This window comes from Phreatobacter stygius (assembly GCF_005144885.1).
Classification (GTDB): domain Bacteria; phylum Pseudomonadota; class Alphaproteobacteria; order Rhizobiales; family Phreatobacteraceae; genus Phreatobacter; species Phreatobacter stygius.
The window spans coordinates 1,332,141-1,347,785 of the sequence record NZ_CP039690.1 but is presented as its reverse complement, the minus strand read 5'-3'; the positions used below and the strand labels follow the sequence as shown (position 1 = coordinate 1,347,785).

General features: G+C 67.5%; 15 protein-coding genes. 6 read left to right on the top strand and 9 right to left on the bottom strand.

Annotation, left to right across the window (positions count from 1 at the left end):
- Positions 1-3 precede the first annotated feature (3 nt).
- Positions 4-681, bottom strand: coding sequence for a helix-turn-helix transcriptional regulator (locus E8M01_RS06185; protein ID WP_136959325.1), 678 nt, complete (start codon positions 679-681; stop codon positions 4-6).
- 74 nt (positions 682-755) lie between these two features.
- Between E8M01_RS06185 and E8M01_RS06180 the strand changes: the two genes are divergently transcribed.
- A complete protein-coding gene (locus E8M01_RS06180; RefSeq protein WP_136959324.1) occupies positions 756-1,187 on the top strand; it encodes a PaaI family thioesterase in 432 nt (143 codons plus the stop codon).
- A 14-nt stretch (positions 1,188-1,201) separates the two neighbouring features.
- On the opposite strand, the gene E8M01_RS06175 is transcribed toward E8M01_RS06180, so the two are convergent.
- From E8M01_RS06175 to E8M01_RS06155, 5 genes are all read right to left on the bottom strand, one after another.
- Positions 1,202-2,137, bottom strand: a complete 936-nt coding sequence (locus E8M01_RS06175) for an ABC transporter substrate-binding protein (protein WP_136959323.1) — start codon at positions 2,135-2,137, stop codon at positions 1,202-1,204.
- 43 nt (positions 2,138-2,180) lie between these two features.
- Positions 2,181-2,963, bottom strand: a complete 783-nt coding sequence (locus E8M01_RS06170) for a class II aldolase/adducin family protein (RefSeq protein WP_136959322.1) — start codon at positions 2,961-2,963, stop codon at positions 2,181-2,183.
- 64 nt (positions 2,964-3,027) lie between these two features.
- Positions 3,028-4,074, bottom strand: a complete 1,047-nt coding sequence (locus E8M01_RS06165) for an ABC transporter substrate-binding protein (RefSeq protein WP_136959321.1) — start codon at positions 4,072-4,074, stop codon at positions 3,028-3,030.
- 32 nt (positions 4,075-4,106) lie between these two features.
- Positions 4,107-4,988 (bottom strand): ABC transporter ATP-binding protein, encoded by an 882-nt coding sequence (locus E8M01_RS06160; RefSeq protein ID WP_136959320.1) that lies wholly within the window; start codon positions 4,986-4,988, stop codon positions 4,107-4,109.
- A 5-nt stretch (positions 4,989-4,993) separates the two neighbouring features.
- Positions 4,994-5,803, bottom strand: a complete 810-nt coding sequence (locus E8M01_RS06155) for an ABC transporter permease subunit (RefSeq protein WP_136959319.1) — start codon at positions 5,801-5,803, stop codon at positions 4,994-4,996.
- Positions 5,804-6,354: 551 nt separating this feature from the next.
- On the opposite strand from E8M01_RS06155, the gene E8M01_RS06150 reads away from it, so the two are divergent.
- The 5 genes from E8M01_RS06150 to E8M01_RS06130 all read left to right on the top strand — a co-directional run bounded on the left by E8M01_RS06150 (position 6,355) and on the right by E8M01_RS06130 (position 12,105).
- Positions 6,355-7,374 (top strand): ABC transporter substrate-binding protein, encoded by a 1,020-nt coding sequence (locus E8M01_RS06150; protein WP_136959318.1) that lies wholly within the window; start codon positions 6,355-6,357, stop codon positions 7,372-7,374.
- Between the two features lie 14 nt (positions 7,375-7,388).
- Complete coding sequence (locus E8M01_RS06145) at positions 7,389-9,020, top strand: FAD-dependent oxidoreductase (protein ID WP_136959317.1); 1,632 nt, start codon at positions 7,389-7,391, stop codon at positions 9,018-9,020.
- Positions 9,017-9,376, top strand: a complete 360-nt coding sequence (locus E8M01_RS06140; protein WP_136959316.1) for a 4Fe-4S dicluster domain-containing protein — start codon at positions 9,017-9,019, stop codon at positions 9,374-9,376. Before E8M01_RS06145 ends, E8M01_RS06140 begins: the two co-directional genes overlap by 4 nt.
- Positions 9,377-9,470: 94 nt before the next feature.
- Positions 9,471-11,045 carry a hypothetical protein gene (locus E8M01_RS06135; RefSeq protein ID WP_136959315.1) on the top strand — a complete coding sequence of 525 codons (1,575 nt, stop codon included), beginning with the start codon at positions 9,471-9,473 and terminating at the stop codon, positions 11,043-11,045.
- A 160-nt stretch (positions 11,046-11,205) separates the two neighbouring features.
- The gene (locus tag E8M01_RS06130) at positions 11,206-12,105 is read left to right on the top strand and encodes an alpha/beta fold hydrolase (RefSeq protein ID WP_136959314.1); all 900 of its coding nucleotides are present in this window, start codon (positions 11,206-11,208) and stop codon (positions 12,103-12,105) included.
- A 103-nt stretch (positions 12,106-12,208) separates the two neighbouring features.
- On the opposite strand, the gene E8M01_RS06125 is transcribed toward E8M01_RS06130, so the two are convergent.
- The 3 genes from E8M01_RS06125 to E8M01_RS06115 are packed head-to-tail and all read right to left on the bottom strand — an operon-like array spanning position 12,209 to position 15,577.
- Positions 12,209-13,300 carry an amino acid ABC transporter permease gene (locus E8M01_RS06125; protein WP_136959313.1) on the bottom strand — a complete coding sequence of 364 codons (1,092 nt, stop codon included), beginning with the start codon at positions 13,298-13,300 and terminating at the stop codon, positions 12,209-12,211.
- Between the two features lies 1 nt (position 13,301).
- The gene (locus tag E8M01_RS06120) at positions 13,302-14,591 is read right to left on the bottom strand and encodes an amino acid ABC transporter permease (protein ID WP_215908859.1); all 1,290 of its coding nucleotides are present in this window, start codon (positions 14,589-14,591) and stop codon (positions 13,302-13,304) included.
- Positions 14,549-15,577, bottom strand: a complete 1,029-nt coding sequence (locus E8M01_RS06115) for an amino acid ABC transporter substrate-binding protein (protein WP_136959312.1) — start codon at positions 15,575-15,577, stop codon at positions 14,549-14,551. The genes E8M01_RS06120 and E8M01_RS06115 overlap by 43 nt, the downstream gene beginning before the upstream one ends.
- Between the last annotated feature and the right edge of the window lie 68 nt (positions 15,578-15,645).

Sequence of the window (15,645 nt, the reverse complement as noted above, 5' to 3'; positions counted from 1 at the left end):
CGCTCAGGCCGGCCGCCGCGCGGCCAGGTAGCTTGCGAGATCCCGCCCGGGCTCGTCGGCAAAGGTCGCCGCCGAGATCCTCGGCTCCCTCATGCGGTCGAGCCGGAAGGTGCGAAAGTCGGTGCGCAGTTCGCACCAGGCGATCAGCATCCAGCCGTCCGAGAAGGCGGTCAGCGCCAGCGGCCGCACTGTCCGCCGGCTTTGCCGCGCCTCGGCATCGACATAGTCGAACGCGACCAGGCGTCGCGCCCGCAATGCCGCGCGCAAGCCGGCGGCAAAGGTGGGCGCGCGCCGATCAGGCCGTTGCCGGGCACGCAGCGGCCGTCCGGCGACGCCAGGGCTCGGCTGCCCGGTCCAGGCGCTGTCGATCTTGGCACGCGCCGCCGCCGCCGCGGCCGCCAAGGCGGGATCGCCGACCTCGACGACATAGGCGAGGCCGAGCGCCAGGGCCTCCAGCTGGTCGTGATCGAAGGTCAGCGGCGGCAGGTCGACCGGGCCGCGCAGCACATAGCCGACGCCGGCCTGGCCGTCGATCGGGAAACCCTGCGCCTGCAGCGTCGCGATATCGCGGTAGACGGTGCGGACCGAGACCTCCAGCCGTTCGGCGAGCGCGTCCGCGGTGACGAGCGTCTTGCCGCGGAAATGCGACAACAGGTCGATCAGCCGATCGGCGCGGCGCATGCCGTCTCTCCTGACGCAATGCTGTCAGGAGCCAGTCTCTAGGCTTGTCGGCTCCAAGGCAATCCGGAGCCACCGTGACCGATCTCCCCGCCATCCCGCATTCGCCGTCCGCCGCCCTGCTTGGCTGGCGCCTGCTGGCCTGTGACCGAGCCAAGGGCTGGGTCAGGATCGGCTTCGACGGCAAACGCGAATTCCTCAACCCGGCCGGCACCGTCCAGGGCGGCTTCCTGGCCGCGATGCTGGACGATTGCATGGGGCCGGCTGCCTGGATCATGACCGGCGGCGAGCGCTATACCGCAACCATCGACATGACCGTCAGTTTCCTGGCGCCCGCCAAACCCGGCCCGATCATCGGCGAGGGACAGGTGGTGCAGCTCGGCGGCAGCATCGCCTTCCTGGAGGCGCGCCTGTTCGGGCCGGACGACCGGGTGCTGGCACGCGCCACCTCGACTGCACGCCTGGTCGCCGGCACGGCTGCGGTCAAGCCGGCGACGGGCCGGGCTTAGCGTGGCGCGAGACCTCAGTTTCCCGCACCGAGGCGGTTCGTGAAGCTCCGGTCGAAAGCGGCCGTCACGTCGATCCTGGCAGGCAACACGCCGTGGCGGGTGAACAGATCGGCCTCGCCCTGGGTTTCGCGCACCACGGCATCGTCAATGGCGATCGGCGTCTCGCGTTTGGTTTCGAGCGAGCGCAGCACCGTCGCTTCGGGAATGCGGGTCAGGCCGGCGCTGATCCGGGCAATGGTGCCGGGATTGGCGAGCGCCCAGAGCTTGGCGCGGGCGACACGGTCGTTGAAGTCCTGCAGCGCCGCGCGCTTGTCGCGGATGGCATTCAGATGGGCATGAACGAAGGTCTTGCTCGGAAACACAGCCGTTGCGTCGGCCACGACCCGCGCGCCGTCCTCGATCGAGGAGATCGAGACATAGGGCTCCCAGATGATCCAGGCGTCGACCGCGCCGGTGACGAAGGCCGAACGGGCGTCGGTCGGTCCGAGAAAGACCAGCGTGACATCACTCGGTTTGAGCCCGGCCTGTTCGAGCAGGCCGAGCGCCTGGAAATGGCCGTTGCCGCCGCGATTGACGGCAATCCGCTTGCCCCTGAGATCGGCGAAGTTGCGCGCCGGCGAGGTCTTCGGCACCAGCACGGCATTGGCCGCCGGCAGCGAGCGGGAGGCGCCGATCACCCGGATCGGCGCGCCGGCGGCGTAGACGAACAGGAAGGGGATGTCGCCGGTGAAGCCGACATCCAGCGCACCGGCATTCAGGGCCTCGAGCAGGGGAGCGGCGGCGGGAAACTGCGACCATTCGATCTTGTAGGGCAGGCCCTCCAAGGCATTGGCGGCCTCCAAGATCGAGCGGACGCCGGCGATCTGGTCGCCGACCCGCAAGGTGATGTCGGCGCGTGCCGGGCCGATGAGGCCGAGCGCGATGGCAAGGCCGGCAAGAAGACGTTTCATGGATGTCACTCCGAGGGGATCGGGAAGGGCGCGCCGGCGTTCATCAGCCGAGCAGGTCCGGTTCGGCGGCGACGATCCAGTCCCACAAGGGCTGGAATGAAAAATAGCCGCCCTTATGGGTGCCGACCTGCGAGGCGGTCAGCCTGGCGATATCGTCGGAAATCAGCTTCGGTTCGCCGGCGGCTTCCGCGAGCAATTGGGTGCGTGCCGCATTGTCGGCAGCGATGAACCACCAGGCCGCGGCCTCGATGGTCGGACCGACGGTCAGGAAGCCGTGGTTCTGCAGGATGACCGCTTTTTTCGAGCCGATCGCTTCGGCGATCTTCTTGCCTTCGCCGTCTTGCAGCACGACGCCGGAGAACGGATCGAACAGGGCGTGGTCTTCATAGAAGGCGCAGGAATCCTGGGTGAGCGGATCGAGCAGCCGGCCGAGCGACGACCAGGCCTTGCCATAGGTCGAATGGGTGTGGGCGGCCGCCACGACATCCGGGTGGGCGGCATGGATCGCCGAATGGATGACGAAGCCGGCCTGGTTGATCGGCCGGTTGCCGATCAGGATCTGGCCGTCATGGTCGACCAGTTGCAGGTCGGACACCTTGATCTGGCCGAAAAAGGCAGCCAGCGGATTGATCCAGAAGCGATCGGGAAACTCCGGATCGCGCACCGTGACATGGCCGGCAAGCCCCTGGTCGAAGCCATAACGGGCGAACAGCCGGAAGGTCGCGGCGAGGCGCTGCTTGCGGTGCAGCCGCTCGTCCTCGAAGGTCGCCGCCGGTGCGCGCTCGACCAGGGAATATTGTTTCGGTTTCTGGACGATCTGGTTCACGGCCTGCTCCTGTTCGGTTCAAATTCCGGCGATGGGATCGGTAACCTCGGAGGCAGCGCCAGGCTCACGACAGGGCGCGCGCGAGGCCGTCGTTGAAGCGCCGGTCGAACAGCGGCGCGACATCGATCGGCCGTGGCAGCACCTTCAGGTCGCGGAACACGTCCGCGACGTTCTGCGCCGAGGCAATGTCGGCATCGGTGACGGGGAAGAGATCGCGCCGGCGCGAGGCCTTGGTCAGGATTTCGTAGTCGACCGCCGTGGGCACGCCGATCGCCCGCGAACGGATCTCGGCCCAGCGTTCGAGATTGGCCTCGCGCCAGACATAGGCCTGTCGGAGGCGGTGGAACAGATCGGCGATCGCGGCTGTGTGCCTCGCGTCCTGCAGCGTCGCCGGGTTGGCGGCATAGAGGGAATTGCCCGAGAGATAGCCGCTCGAGGTGATCAGGACGCGGGCGCCGTCATTGATCGCGAAAGGCACGTTGTAGCCGTAGATCGCCCAGGCATCGAGCGAGCCCTGGACGAAGGCCGACTGGCCTTCGGCAGGCGTCAGCGCCACCGGCGTGATGTCGGAAAAGGACAGCCCGACCTTGGCCAGCATCTTGGCGAGATAATAATGCGTGGTGGTGGCGCGGACGTAACCGACACGCTTGCCTTTCAGCTCGGCGACCGACTGGATCGAACTGCCCTTGGGCACCAGCACGACCTGCCAGTTCACGTCGTCCTTGATGACCGCGACAACAGAGATGCGCGCGCCGGCGGCGGCGCCGAACACCGGTGGCGTTTCGCTCATGCTGCCGAGATCGATAGCGCCGGCATTGATCGCTTCGACGATCAGATTGCCGGAGGCGAATTCGGCAAGCGCGATCCTGTAGGGCGTACGGTCGCGGCCGGCGGCCTTCAGCACCAGGCTGTCGCCGCCCTTGTAGTCGGCGAGCCGGAGCGTCACCCCGGTCAGGTCGACGGCTGGCGTCGCCGTTGCTTGCGCGTCGGCGGCTGTCCCAAGGCCGGCCAATGCCGATGCCGCAAGGCCGGATGCGGCAAGGCCGAGGACATGCCGGCGGTCGAGCGAGGCCGGCCGGGCGGGCGGGGTCTTGGCGGATCCATGCGACATGGTCGTTGCTCCGGACGGGGTAGGCGATCCGGTCAATGGATCGGCGCGTGGATCGACGCCGACCGGGCGGGCGCCGGATGAGGTTGGGCCGGTTCCCCGACGCCCGCCGGGCGACGGGTGGTGTCCGGAACCTCGACATCGGCGGAGCCGATCCCGGTCTCGTCGACCCCCAGTTCGGCGAGCAGGCGCGAGCGCAGGGCAATGAAGGCCGGGTCACCGTGGCGGCGCGGGCGGGAGAGACGGATCGGGATGTCGGCGGCGATCCGCCCTTCGTCCAGGATCACCGCGCGATCGGCGAGCAGCAGCGCCTCGTCGACGTCATGGGTGACCAGCAGCACCGCTGGCGCATGGGCTCGCCACAACGACGCGACGAGGCCCTGCATGCGCAGCCGCGTCAGCGCATCGAGGGAGGCGAAGGGTTCGTCGAGCAGCAGCAGTTTCGGCTCGCGGACCAGTGCGCGGGCGAGCGCCGTGCGTTGCGCCTCGCCGCCCGACAAGGTCAGCGGCCAGGCCTCGGTGCGGTGCGACAGACCAACCTCGGCCAGGGCTGCCAGCGCCCGGTCCCGGATGTTCGGCACGCGCAGGCCAAGGGCGACATTGCGCCAGACCCGCTTCCAGGGAACCAGGCGCGGCTCCTGGAATACCACGGCGCGCTCATCCGGCACCTCGACCGTGCCGGCCGGCGCTTCGTCGAGCCCCGCGAGCGTGCGCAGCAGCGTCGACTTGCCGGAGCCGGAGCGGCCGAGCAGGGCGACGAACGAGCCGGCCGCTATCTCGAGATCGAGGCCGTCGAGAATGTTCGGGCCGCCGAAGGAGCGGACGAGGCCGGAGACGCGCACCACGGGTTCGGCGGCGGTGTGAGCCAGATCGAGGTGAGCGGGATCGACATGGTCGGGGTCGACGTGAATTGTCATCGCGGTCATTCCTTGACGAAGCTGGGGCGCCAGACGAGCACCGCCCGCTCGACGGAACGGACGATCTGGTCGGTCGCGAGACCGAGCATGGCGTAGACGATGAGGGCGACGAAGATGATGTCGGTGCGCAGGAAGTCGCGGGCCGACATGGCGAGATAGCCGATGCCGCTGGTGGCATTGATCTGCTCGCCGACGACCAGGCTGAGCCAGCCGACGCCGAGCGAATAGCGCAGGCCGACCAGGAAGGAAGGCAGGGCGCCGGGCAGGATGACGTGGCGGATCAGTTCCAGCCGCGTCAGGCCCAGCGCGCCGACCGCCTCGACCACCTTGGTATCGACGCCACGGATGCCGGAAAACAGGTTGAGATAGATCGGGAACAGGGTGCCGAGCGCGACCAGGGCAATCTTGGGCGTCTCGCCAATGCCGAACCACAGGATGAACAGCGGCACCAGGGCCAGATGTGGCAAGGTCCTGACCATTTGCAGCGTGGCGTCGACCGCATCCTCGCCCTGTCTCGACAGCCCGGCGACCAGCGCCAGGACCGTGCCGAGCGACACGCCGATGGCAAGGCCCGCCGAGACGCGGCCGAGCGAGATCAAGAGATGCTCGAACAGCTCGCCCGACTGGATGAGGCCCCAGAAGGTCACCAGGATCAGCGCCGGCGACGGCACCGAGCGGGTCGGGATGAAGCCGAGCGAGGAGGCGATCTGCCAGAGACTGACGAGCGCCAGCGGCGTGGCGAAGCGGCGATACCGCGCAAGCGCCGCCAGCAGCGATGGGCGCTCACCCGGAGATGTCGTCACCGCCAATGTCATGGTCACCTCGATCGTGTTCGGTCGGATCGGCCGGCTGGAATGCCGCGCCTCGGAACGGCTCCTGGATGCGGTCCCGTTGGGCGCCCGGCTCGACCTTCCAGAGGCAGGTCGTCCGGTTGTTTCAGGGTTCCTTTCATCCCCGCCCATGTCAACAAGAACGTTCGTTTTAAAGAACGATTTCAGAGAACCAACCATTGCTGTCCACCCAGGCTTCGGGAGAAGCAATCGTTTCTTTGCCTGGATCGGAGGCGGATTTTCTGATGAGATGACCAGTCTTTCCTTGCAGTGGTCCGGAAAATAGCGCCTGCGTGCAGAAATGATGGCGACGCCTCCCGTTCCGGGGAACAATCCTCTCGCGGGGCCGGTCGATGGAGATGCCAATTTGCCTGTTGTCTCGTTCTTAATAAAGAACATTCTCATTGACATCAGGCGATCACCTCCGGACACTTCAGGCGCTCCGGCAAAGGCCTCTGCGGTTGCCGCCGGACGCGCGCCGGGAGCCCGGTTGATCGAGGCGCCGGGCGCGCGAAGCGCCAGGGGGATATCGAACCATGAGCAAGCAGGACATGCCGAGCCGGGCCCTTGATGTCGATCCGGCCGGCCGCCCGCCGGCGCCCTCGCGCCGGTCGCTGCTGGCAGGCGGGGCGGCGCTCGGCGCCACGTTCCTGGCCGCGCCGGCGCTGGTCCGGGCGCAGCCGGCCGTGCTGCTCCGGCTCGGCGACCAGAAGGGTGGGGTCGAAGCCTTGCTCAAGGCCTCCGGCCAACTCGCCGACCTGCCGTTCCGGGTCGAGATCAACCAGTTCGTCGCGGCCGCGCCGCTGCTCGAAGCCTTGAATGCCGGCGCCGTCGACGTCGCCTGGGCCGGCGACGCACCGACCACCTTCGCGCTCGCCAATGGCACGCCGGCGAAGATTGTCGCAGCCCATCGGACCACCGGCGCGGCGACCGCCCTGCTGGTCAAACCGGGTTCGCCGATCCGGAGCGTCGCCGACCTCAAAGGCAAGACCATCGGCACCAGCCGCGGCTCGATCGGCCAGGCCCTGGTGCTGTCGGCGCTGAAGGCCAATGGCCTGCCGTTCAATACGGTGAAATTCGCCTTTCTGCTGCCGGCCGAAGCCAAGACGGCGCTCGAGTCGGGCGCGGTCGACGCTTGGTCGACCTGGGGCGTGTTCATTGCCCAGGGCCGGGTCGTCGACAATTACCGGGTGGTGGTCGACGGCTCGAACGGCATCCTGAGCGGGCTCAGCTACCTCAATGCACTCGACAGCGCGATCAGGGACAAGCGCGCCGCGGTGGCCGAGATCGTTCGCCGGGTCGCCATCGCCAGGCATTGGGCGAACCGCCATGTCGACGACTATGCGCGGTTCTGGGCTGGTCTCGTCGGCGTCTCCTTCGAGGTCGCCAAGTTCTCCTTCGAGACGGCGCCGAGCACGCCGGAACGGATCGACGACAAGGTCGTCGCCGACCAGCAGGCGACCGCCGACCTCTACACCACGGCCGGGCTGGTGCAGCGCAAGCTCGACGTCAGGCAGTTCTTCGACACCTCGTTCAACGGCTCGGTCGTCGTTTGACCGGGATGTCCGGCATGGCCACGACGCCGAACCGCGAGGCCCCGCCGGACACGTTCGAGCGTGATGCCGACGTGCTGGTGATCGGTGGCGGCATGGCAGGAGCATGGGCGGCCGCTGCGGCGGCTGCCGAGGGCGCCGCTGTGGTACTGGTCGACAAGGGCTATTGCGGCACCAGCGGTGTCACCGCCGCCGCCGGGCCCGGTCATTGGTGGGCGCCGCCGGATCCGCCGCAGGCACGCGAGACCGCGATCCGCAATCGCCAGGCCATCGCCTTCGGCCTCGGCGATCCCGCCTGGATGTATGCCGTCCTCGACCAGACCTGGCGGACGTTGCCGACGCTCGGCCAGCATTACCGCTTTCCGATCGACGACCGCGGCCAGGTGAATTACCGCGCGGTGCGCGGCCCCGAATATATGCGCGCGCTCAGGGCCCTGATCGAAGAACGCGGCGTCACCGTGCTCGACCACAGCCCGGCGCTCGAATTGCTGGCGCGGCCCGACGGCACCATCGGGGGAGCGCAAGGGTTGCAGCGCCAGCAGGCGAACCGGCCCTGGCGCGTCCGGGCGGGAGCGGTGGTGCTCGCCGCCGGTGGCACCAGCTTCCTGTCGCATCTGCTCGGCGCGCGCACCAATACCGGCGACGGCTATCTCATGGCGGCGGAGGCCGGCGCCGAGCTGTCCGGCATGGAGTTCACCGCGGCCTATACGATCGCGCCGGAGCGCTCGACCATGACGCGCACCATGTCTTATGCCTTCGCGACCTATTACGACGCCGACGGCCGCGAGATCGACGCGCCGTTCGGGCCGGACCAGACCGAACGCATCGCGCGTGCCCTGTTGGCCGGTCCGGTCACTTGCTCGCTGCATCGCCTGCCGGCCGATATCCAGGCGCGGCTGCCGACCATCTCGCCCAATGTCATGCTGCCGTTCGACCGCTGGGGCATCGATCCCTACCGGCAGCGCTTTGCGGTGACGCTGCACACCGACGGAACGATCCGCGGCATTGGCGGGGTCAAGGTGGCGGACCGGGACTGCGCCACCACGGTGCCCGGCCTGTTCGTCGCCGGCGACAATGCCAGCCGCGAACTGGTGGCCGGCGCGAGCTCGGGCGGCGGCAATGTCAATTCGGCCTGGGCATTGTCCTCGGGCACCTGGGCCGGGCGCGGCGCGGTCGCCTTCGCGCGACGGGCGGGTGGCTCGGCGACGGCCCGGCTGAAGCCGCTCGGCCGCGCCGGCCTGCATCCGGTGGCATCGCAAGGTCCCGTCGATGTTGCGGCGCTGCGCGCCGCGGTCCGGTCCGAAATGCAGCCTTATGACAAGAACCTGTTCCGTTCCGGCGACCGCCTCATCCGGTCGCGCCAGGCGCTGGATGCCGCCTGGCGCCTCATCGCCGATCACGCCGGCGGCCATGACACGAACCCACTCGCCGCGCGTGAGACCGCCGCACTCATCGCCACGGCCCGCTGGTCGGTGACCGCGGCGTTGGCCCGCGACGAAAGCCGCGGCATGCACCGGCGCGAGGATCGGCCCGGGCTCAACCCGGCGCTCGGTCGTCGGCTGCTGGTCAGTGGCTTCGATGATGTCTGGATCCGGCCGGACGAGGCTTTGCCCGGGCCGGGCCTCCACGCCAGGGAGCTGGTGGCGTGATCGAGCTCGTCATCGCCGAGCGCTGCACTGCCTGCAATGCCTGCGTTGCGGTCTGCCCGACCAATGTCTTCGACGCGGTGGCCGCCGGCCCGCCGGTCATCGCGCGGCAGGCCGATTGCCAGACCTGTTTCATGTGCGAGCTCTATTGCCGTGCCGATGCGCTCTATGTCGCGCCGGATTGTGAGAGGCCGACGCCGTCCGACCCGGCCGCCATCGTCGCCTCCGGCCTGCTCGGGCAATATCGGCGCGATTCCGGCTGGGACGAGTGGGCGGAGCGCTATCCGAACGAGCAATGGCTGATGGAGACGGTGTTCCGCCGGGCCGCCGAAGCGGCGAAGGCGCCGCCGAGCCTTTAGAGTGTGATCGTTTCGAATTGAGGCGCGCGGCACAACCTGCCTCGGTAGTCTTCCCTGATCATGCCAGGACATTGCCCGATCGAAGCGAGACCCGATGCGCCGTTTCATGATGGCGGCTCCGGGCGCGGCGTCGCGCTGGCGCTTCGTGTCGCCCCCTGAGCATCTCCTCGCAGCCGAACGGACGCCAGCCAAACGACGGCCTTCTTTTTGCGCGCCGAGCCGAAACCTCGCCGGTCGAGCGGAGATGCCGCTGCGTTGGCAAGCGGTCCGGCGATCGGCCCCTGGTGATCATCCCCCGATGGGTTCGGGGTATTGCCCGATCCAAGCCGGCGCCATTTCGGCGTTCAGTGGGCCTGCTGCCGTCTGCGCCGAAAGCCGGGGGTTGAGCAAGGACCGCGTGTCGCCGCCCTTGGTGCAGGCAGGTTGGCCGGGCAATCGCGGATGGCACCGCCGAGGATGCGCCATGACGGTTGAAGCAGGGCAGGGTCAACCGATTGCCGGGACCGAGCCAATCGAGACGCCGCTGTTTCAAGGGGGGCCGCCGCACCGCGTGCAGAGCTGGATCGGCTTGGTTCGACCCGGTCGGCCCAATGTCCTGCGCCGGGCGCTGCTCGCCGTGCTGGTCGGCTGGGTGCCGCTGTTCCTGCTGGTCGCGCTTCAATCGGGCACGGCGCAAACCGGCGGGCTCGGAGCGTTGCTGCTCGATTGCGGCTTTCACGCCCGCTCGCTCATTGCCGTTCCCTTGCTGATCCTGGCCGAAGTGAGCTGTGCCCGGCAGCTCGGCGCCATCATCCGGCAATTCGGCGAAGCCCGCCTCGTTCGCGAGCAGGACAGGATCCAGTTCGATCAGGCGATCGCGTCAACCCGGTCGCTGCTCTGGTCGCCGCGCGCCGAACTGGTCGCGCTGGTCCTGACCTTCCTCATGGTGGTGGCCCTGATGACCTCGGTGCATCCGGAGCACATTCCGTCATGGCAGAAGTCGGCCGGAGCGGTCGAGGGTCTGTCGGCCGCCGGCTGGTGGCACGCTCTGGTCAGCTTGCCGCTGCTGCTCGTCCTGTTCATCGGCTGGCTGTGGCGCCTGGCGCTCTGGACGCGTCTGCTCTGGCTGATATCGCGGCTGGACCTGCGGCTGGTGGCGTCGCACCCTGATCACGCCGCAGGCCTGATGTTCGTCGGCCATTCGCTGCGCGCTTTCGCCGTCGTCGCACTCGCAACCAGCGCGATCGTCGCGGGCCGCTTCGCCAATGAGATCCTGGCGAATGCGGCCTTCTCGGTGGCCCAGCAGATCGCGGCAGTCAGCCCGCTGGTCGTCGTGCTTGGCCTGTTGGCGGCGCCGGTGGTCATGTTCACCGGCACGCTGGCCGGCCAGGCGCGTCGCGGCGTGTTCGACTATGGCAAGCTCGCCGGCGAGGTTGGACAGCAGTTCGAGGCGCGATGGATCAAGCGTGATCGCAAGGTCTCCGAGGATGCGCTCGAAGCGCCGGATTTCTCGGCGACCACGGATCTCTACCAGGTGGTCGCCAACGCTCAATCGATCCGCATCGTCCCGATCGACCTGCAGAGCATCATCATGCTGGTCGCCAGCATGGTGCTGCCCTTCATTCCGGTCATGTTGATGAAAGTGCCGATCGATGTCGTCCTGCACGGGCTGAAAGGCCTGCTGCTCTAGGTCGCCGCGGCCATGGTGCCGCCGATCGCCGGCCCGGCGGCCGCGCCATGCCGGCAAGCCATTCGGAGCCTGGCCGTTCCGGATCTAGGTGTATCGAAGCGAGCATGGCTATGATGGCCGCCGCAAACCTTGAGCCTGTCTGCCGAGCGGAGAGCCATCAATGCCTGTCGTATCGACCAACCAGATCGAGCTCGCTTATGACGAAGTGGGCGACCAGGGCGCGCCGGCGATCCTGCTCGTCATGGGGCTCGGAACCCAGATGACCGCCTGGTCGGAGGAGTTCTGCCGGTCGCTGGCCGGTCGTGGCTTTCGTGTCCTGCGCTTCGACAACCGCGACGTCGGCCTGTCGTCGAAGATCGAGACGGCCAAGCCGGTTGCGATCGCCGCGGCCTTTGCCAGCCTGATGACCGGCAAGCCGGTCGAGGCGCCCTATACGCTCGACGACATGGCCGCCGACACGGTCGGGTTGATGGATGGGCTGGGCCTTCGCCAGGTTCACCTGGTCGGCGCCTCGATGGGCGGCATGATCGCGCAGATCATTGCCGCCAAACATGCCGACCGCGTGTCGAGCCTCACCTCCATCATGTCGTCCAGCGGGGCTCCCGGCTTGCCTCAGGCCAAGCCCGAGGCGATCTCGGCCTTGCTGGCGCCGCGCCCGGCGAGCGAAGATCGCGAGCAGGCGATCGACCATGGCGTGAAGGTCTACCGCGTCATCGGCAGCCCGGGGTTTCCGACATCCGACGCGGACCTGCGGGTCAGGATCGGCAGGGCGGTCGATCGTTCCTATTATCCAGCCGGCGTCGGCCGCCAGTTTGTCGCGGTTCTGGCCGGCGGCAGCCGGGTCGAACTGTTGAAGCGGATCGTGGCGCCGACACTTGTCATCCACGGTGCCGACGATCCGCTGGTGCCGGTCGAGGCGGGCATCGACACCGCGCGGCATATCCCGGACGCGGCGTTGAAAGTCATCCCAGGCATGGGCCATGATCTGGCGGCCGGCCTGGTGCCGATCCTTGTCGATGCCATTGCGGCGCACTGTCAGGCCGTCGCGCATGTGAGATGACTGCGCGGCCGACGGCCGGTCAGCCGGCCAGCCGGCCATGGCCTCGCCCGCGGGATCGCCATCAGCATGACCAAACGTCGTCCGGACGCGGGCGAAATGCCGTCTATCGCCGCCGTTCCGGCGAAAGCCTGCGCTCGAGGAACTGGCTGTAGCGCGACAGGATCGTGCACAGGCAGAAATAGACCAGCGCTGCGAAGACATAGGCCTCTTTGGAAAAGCCGAGCCAGTTGGGATCGCCGAGCGCGGCGCGAATGGTGGTGAAGAAGTCGAGAATGCCGACCACCACGACCAGCGTCGTGTCCTTGAACAGGCCGATCAGGGTGTTGACCTGGGGCGGAATGGTGATCTTCAGCGCCTGCGGCAGGATGATCAGGCGCATCTTGCGCCAATAGGTCAGGCCGAGTGCGTCGGCCGCCTCATATTGGCCCTGCGGGATCGCCTGCAGGCCGCCACGAATGGCTTCGGCCAGGAAGGCGGCCGAGAAGATGGCGTAGGCGACGAAGACGCGGAACAACCGGTCAATGCTGACATCGCTCGGCAGGAACAGCGGCAGCATGATCGCCGACATGAACAGCACGGTGATCAGCGGCACGCTGCGGACGATCTCGATGAAGCCGGTCGCCAGCACGCGGTAGAGCGGCATCTTGGACCGGCGGCCGAGCGCCAGCGCGATCGCCAGGGGATAGCCGGACGTCAATCCGAAGATGACGATGAAAAAGGTGACGACGAGGCCGCCCCATTGCCGCGTCGGGACATAGGGGAGGCCGGCGAAACCGCCGATCATGATGGCGAACATGACCGCGGCGGACAGGATGCAGGCGACAAGCGTGGCGCGCGACCAGAGCCTGGGCGTCATGGCGGCAGCAAATGTCAGGGCGACGAGAACCAGCACCAGCGCCGGCCGCCAGCGTTGTTCGTAGGGATAGAGGCCGAAGATCGTGAAGAAGAATTTCTCGCGGATGAAAGACCAGCAGGCGCCCGCCGCCGTGCGGCAATCATTGGCAGTGCCGAGCCAGACCGCGTCGAGGATCGCCCAGCGCAGCAGGGGCGGCACGACAAGAACGAGCAATCCGACACAAAGGAGCGTGATCACGACATTGAGCGGCGTGCCGAAATAGGTCTTCATCAGAACCTGGAGCCGTCCGCGCGAGCCGGCGGAGGGCCCTGCCACGGCCATGTCCTGCGGGCTCGCCATGTCAGCGCTCCACCAGCGCGACGCGCCGGTTGAGGACGCCCATCAGGCCCGCGATCGCCAGGCTGAGGATCAGATAGACCGCCATCATGATGAGGATGACCTCGATCGCCTGGCCGGTCTGGTTGATCGTCGTGTTGGAGAGCGACACCAGTTCGGGATAACCGATGACCACGCCGAGCGAGCTGTTCTTGGTCAGGCTGAGATATTGATTGGTGGTTGGCGGAATGATCACGCGCAGCGTCTGCGGCACGATGATCAGCCGCATGATCTGCGCCTTGCCGAGACCAAGCGCCTTGCCGGCGTCCCATTGGCCCGGGCCAATGGCCTGAATGCCGCTGCGGACGATCTCGGCTATGAAGGCCGAGGTATAGGCGGTCAATCCGATCAGGATCGCCGCGAATTCCGGCGACAGCGCCACGCCGCCGGTGATGTTGAAGCCGCGCAATTGCGGGCGCTCGATCCCGATCGTCGCGCCGCTGGCGACTGCCAGGCCCACCGGCACCAGGGTCGCCGCCAGCAGAATCCAGGGCCAGATGCGGATCTGCTCGCCGGTTCTGGCCTGGCGCCACCGTGCCCAGCGCAAGGCCAGGGCGGAGGCGATGAGAACCATGGCGAGGCCGATCAGCGCCGGCGCCAGCCTGGCGTCGGCCACCGGCATCGGCAGATTGATGCCGCGCTGCGACAGATAGACACCCTCAAGCGGGTTGAGCGCCTGGCGGACCACCGGCAGCGACAGGATGATCGCGTGCCACAGAACCAGTTGGAGCACGACCGGCGTGTTGCGAAAGATGTCGATCGTGATCCCGGCGTAGCGGCTCAAGAGCGGGTTCGACGACAACCTGCCGATGCCGAGCAGAGTGCCGATAATGGTCGCGGCAAGACACCCGATGACGGCGACCCGCAGGGTGTTCATCAGGCCGACGAGCAGGGCATAACCGTAGGAATCGCCGGGGGAATAGGGGATCGCGCTCTCGCCGATCGCGACCCCTGCGGGCCGGCCGAGCCAGGCAAAACCGAAGCGCACGCCGCCGCGCGCCATGTTGTCGTTCATGTTGACGACGGCCGCGGTGACGATCGCCAGCAAGACCACGACGAGCACGGCCTGGAGAGCGACCGCGCGCCATCTCGCGTCATTGATGACGAAATGCAGAACCGAACGTCCACGCATCAGCAAACCGACCGCCGGAGAGGATAGAGAGGAACCGGCCGGCAAGCGCTCGATCAGCTTGCCGCCGGTGCCAGCCCGGCTCAGCGCTGCGGCGGTGCGTAAAGCAGCCCGCCCTGGTTCCACAGCCGGTTCTGCCCGCGCTCGAGGCCAAGCGGCGTTTGCGGCCCGAGATGGCGATCATAGATCTCGGCATAATTGCCGAACTGGCGAATGATGGTGCGCATGTAATCCAGTTTCGCCGTGCCGACCGCCTCGCCGAGATTGCCTTCGACACCGAGAAAACGCCGGATGCGCGGGTCGGTGCTGGCGGCCATCGCATCGACATTGGCCTTGGTAATGCCGAGCTCTTCCGCCTCGATCAGGCCGAACACCGTCCAGGCGACTATATTGGTCAGTTCTTCGTCGCCCTGGCGGACCGCGGGTCCGAGCGGCTCCTTCGAGATCCGCTCGGGCAGGATCAGGTGATCGGCCGGCTTGGCCAGGATGCTCCGCTGCGCGGCGAGCTGGGAGAAGTCGCTGACGAAAACATCGCAGCGGCCGCTGTCATAGGAGCGGCGGGTCTCGTCGATGTCGGCGATCACCACCGGCGTGTATTTCATGTTGCTGCGGCGGAAGAAGTCGGAGAGGTTCAGCTCGGTGGTCGAGCCCGGCTGGACGCAGACGGTTGCGCCGTCGAGCTGCGCAGCGCTGGTCACGTTCAACCGCTTCGGCACCATCATGGCGTTGCCGTCATAGAAGACCACGGCCGGAAAATTGAAGCGGTTGATATTGGTGTCGCGCGACAGCGTCCATGTGGTGTTGCTCGACAGCACGTCGACCTCGCCCGACGACAAGGCCGGGAAGCGGCTCTGCGAGGTCACCGGCGTGAATTCGACCTTGTCGGGATCGTTGAGGATCGCCACGGCGAAGGCGCGGCAGATCTCGACGTTGAAGCCTTGCCACTTGCCTTGCGAATCCGGCACTCCGAAACCCGGATTGGACGGCGCCTGGACGCCGCAGCGCAGAACCCCGCGTTGACGGATGGCATCGAGGGTGGCCCCCGCCTCCGCCGGCGCGACCGCCGTGACGCCAAACGCAAAAATCGCCCCGATCAGCTTGAAATAGCGCATTGTCCCCTCATGCTCCCGTGCGGTCTGCCCTCGTGCCAGCGGCCTCGGGTCTGTCCCGTCTACGGGGC

Bases quoted from the DNA above. Each gene is read 5' to 3' on its own strand.
- E8M01_RS06185 (WP_136959325.1), bottom strand. From the start codon at position 681: ATGCGCCGCGCCGATCGGCTGATCGACCTGTTGTCGCATTTCCGCGGC.
- E8M01_RS06115 (WP_136959312.1), bottom strand. From the start codon at position 15,577: ATGCGCTATTTCAAGCTGATCGGGGCGATTTTTGCGTTTGGCGTCACG.
- E8M01_RS06175 (WP_136959323.1), bottom strand. From the start codon at position 2,137: ATGAAACGTCTTCTTGCCGGCCTTGCCATCGCGCTCGGCCTCATCGGC.
- E8M01_RS06155 (WP_136959319.1), bottom strand. From the start codon at position 5,803: ATGACATTGGCGGTGACGACATCTCCGGGTGAGCGCCCATCGCTGCTG.
- E8M01_RS06125 (WP_136959313.1), bottom strand. From the start codon at position 13,300: ATGGCGAGCCCGCAGGACATGGCCGTGGCAGGGCCCTCCGCCGGCTCG.
- E8M01_RS06160 (WP_136959320.1), bottom strand. From the start codon at position 4,988: ATGACAATTCACGTCGACCCCGACCATGTCGATCCCGCTCACCTCGAT.
- E8M01_RS06135 (WP_136959315.1), top strand. From the start codon at position 9,471: ATGCGCCGTTTCATGATGGCGGCTCCGGGCGCGGCGTCGCGCTGGCGC.
- E8M01_RS06150 (WP_136959318.1), top strand. From the start codon at position 6,355: ATGAGCAAGCAGGACATGCCGAGCCGGGCCCTTGATGTCGATCCGGCC.
- E8M01_RS06130 (WP_136959314.1), top strand. From the start codon at position 11,206: ATGCCTGTCGTATCGACCAACCAGATCGAGCTCGCTTATGACGAAGTG.
- E8M01_RS06165 (WP_136959321.1), bottom strand. From the start codon at position 4,074: ATGTCGCATGGATCCGCCAAGACCCCGCCCGCCCGGCCGGCCTCGCTC.
- E8M01_RS06145 (WP_136959317.1), top strand. From the start codon at position 7,389: ATGGCCACGACGCCGAACCGCGAGGCCCCGCCGGACACGTTCGAGCGT.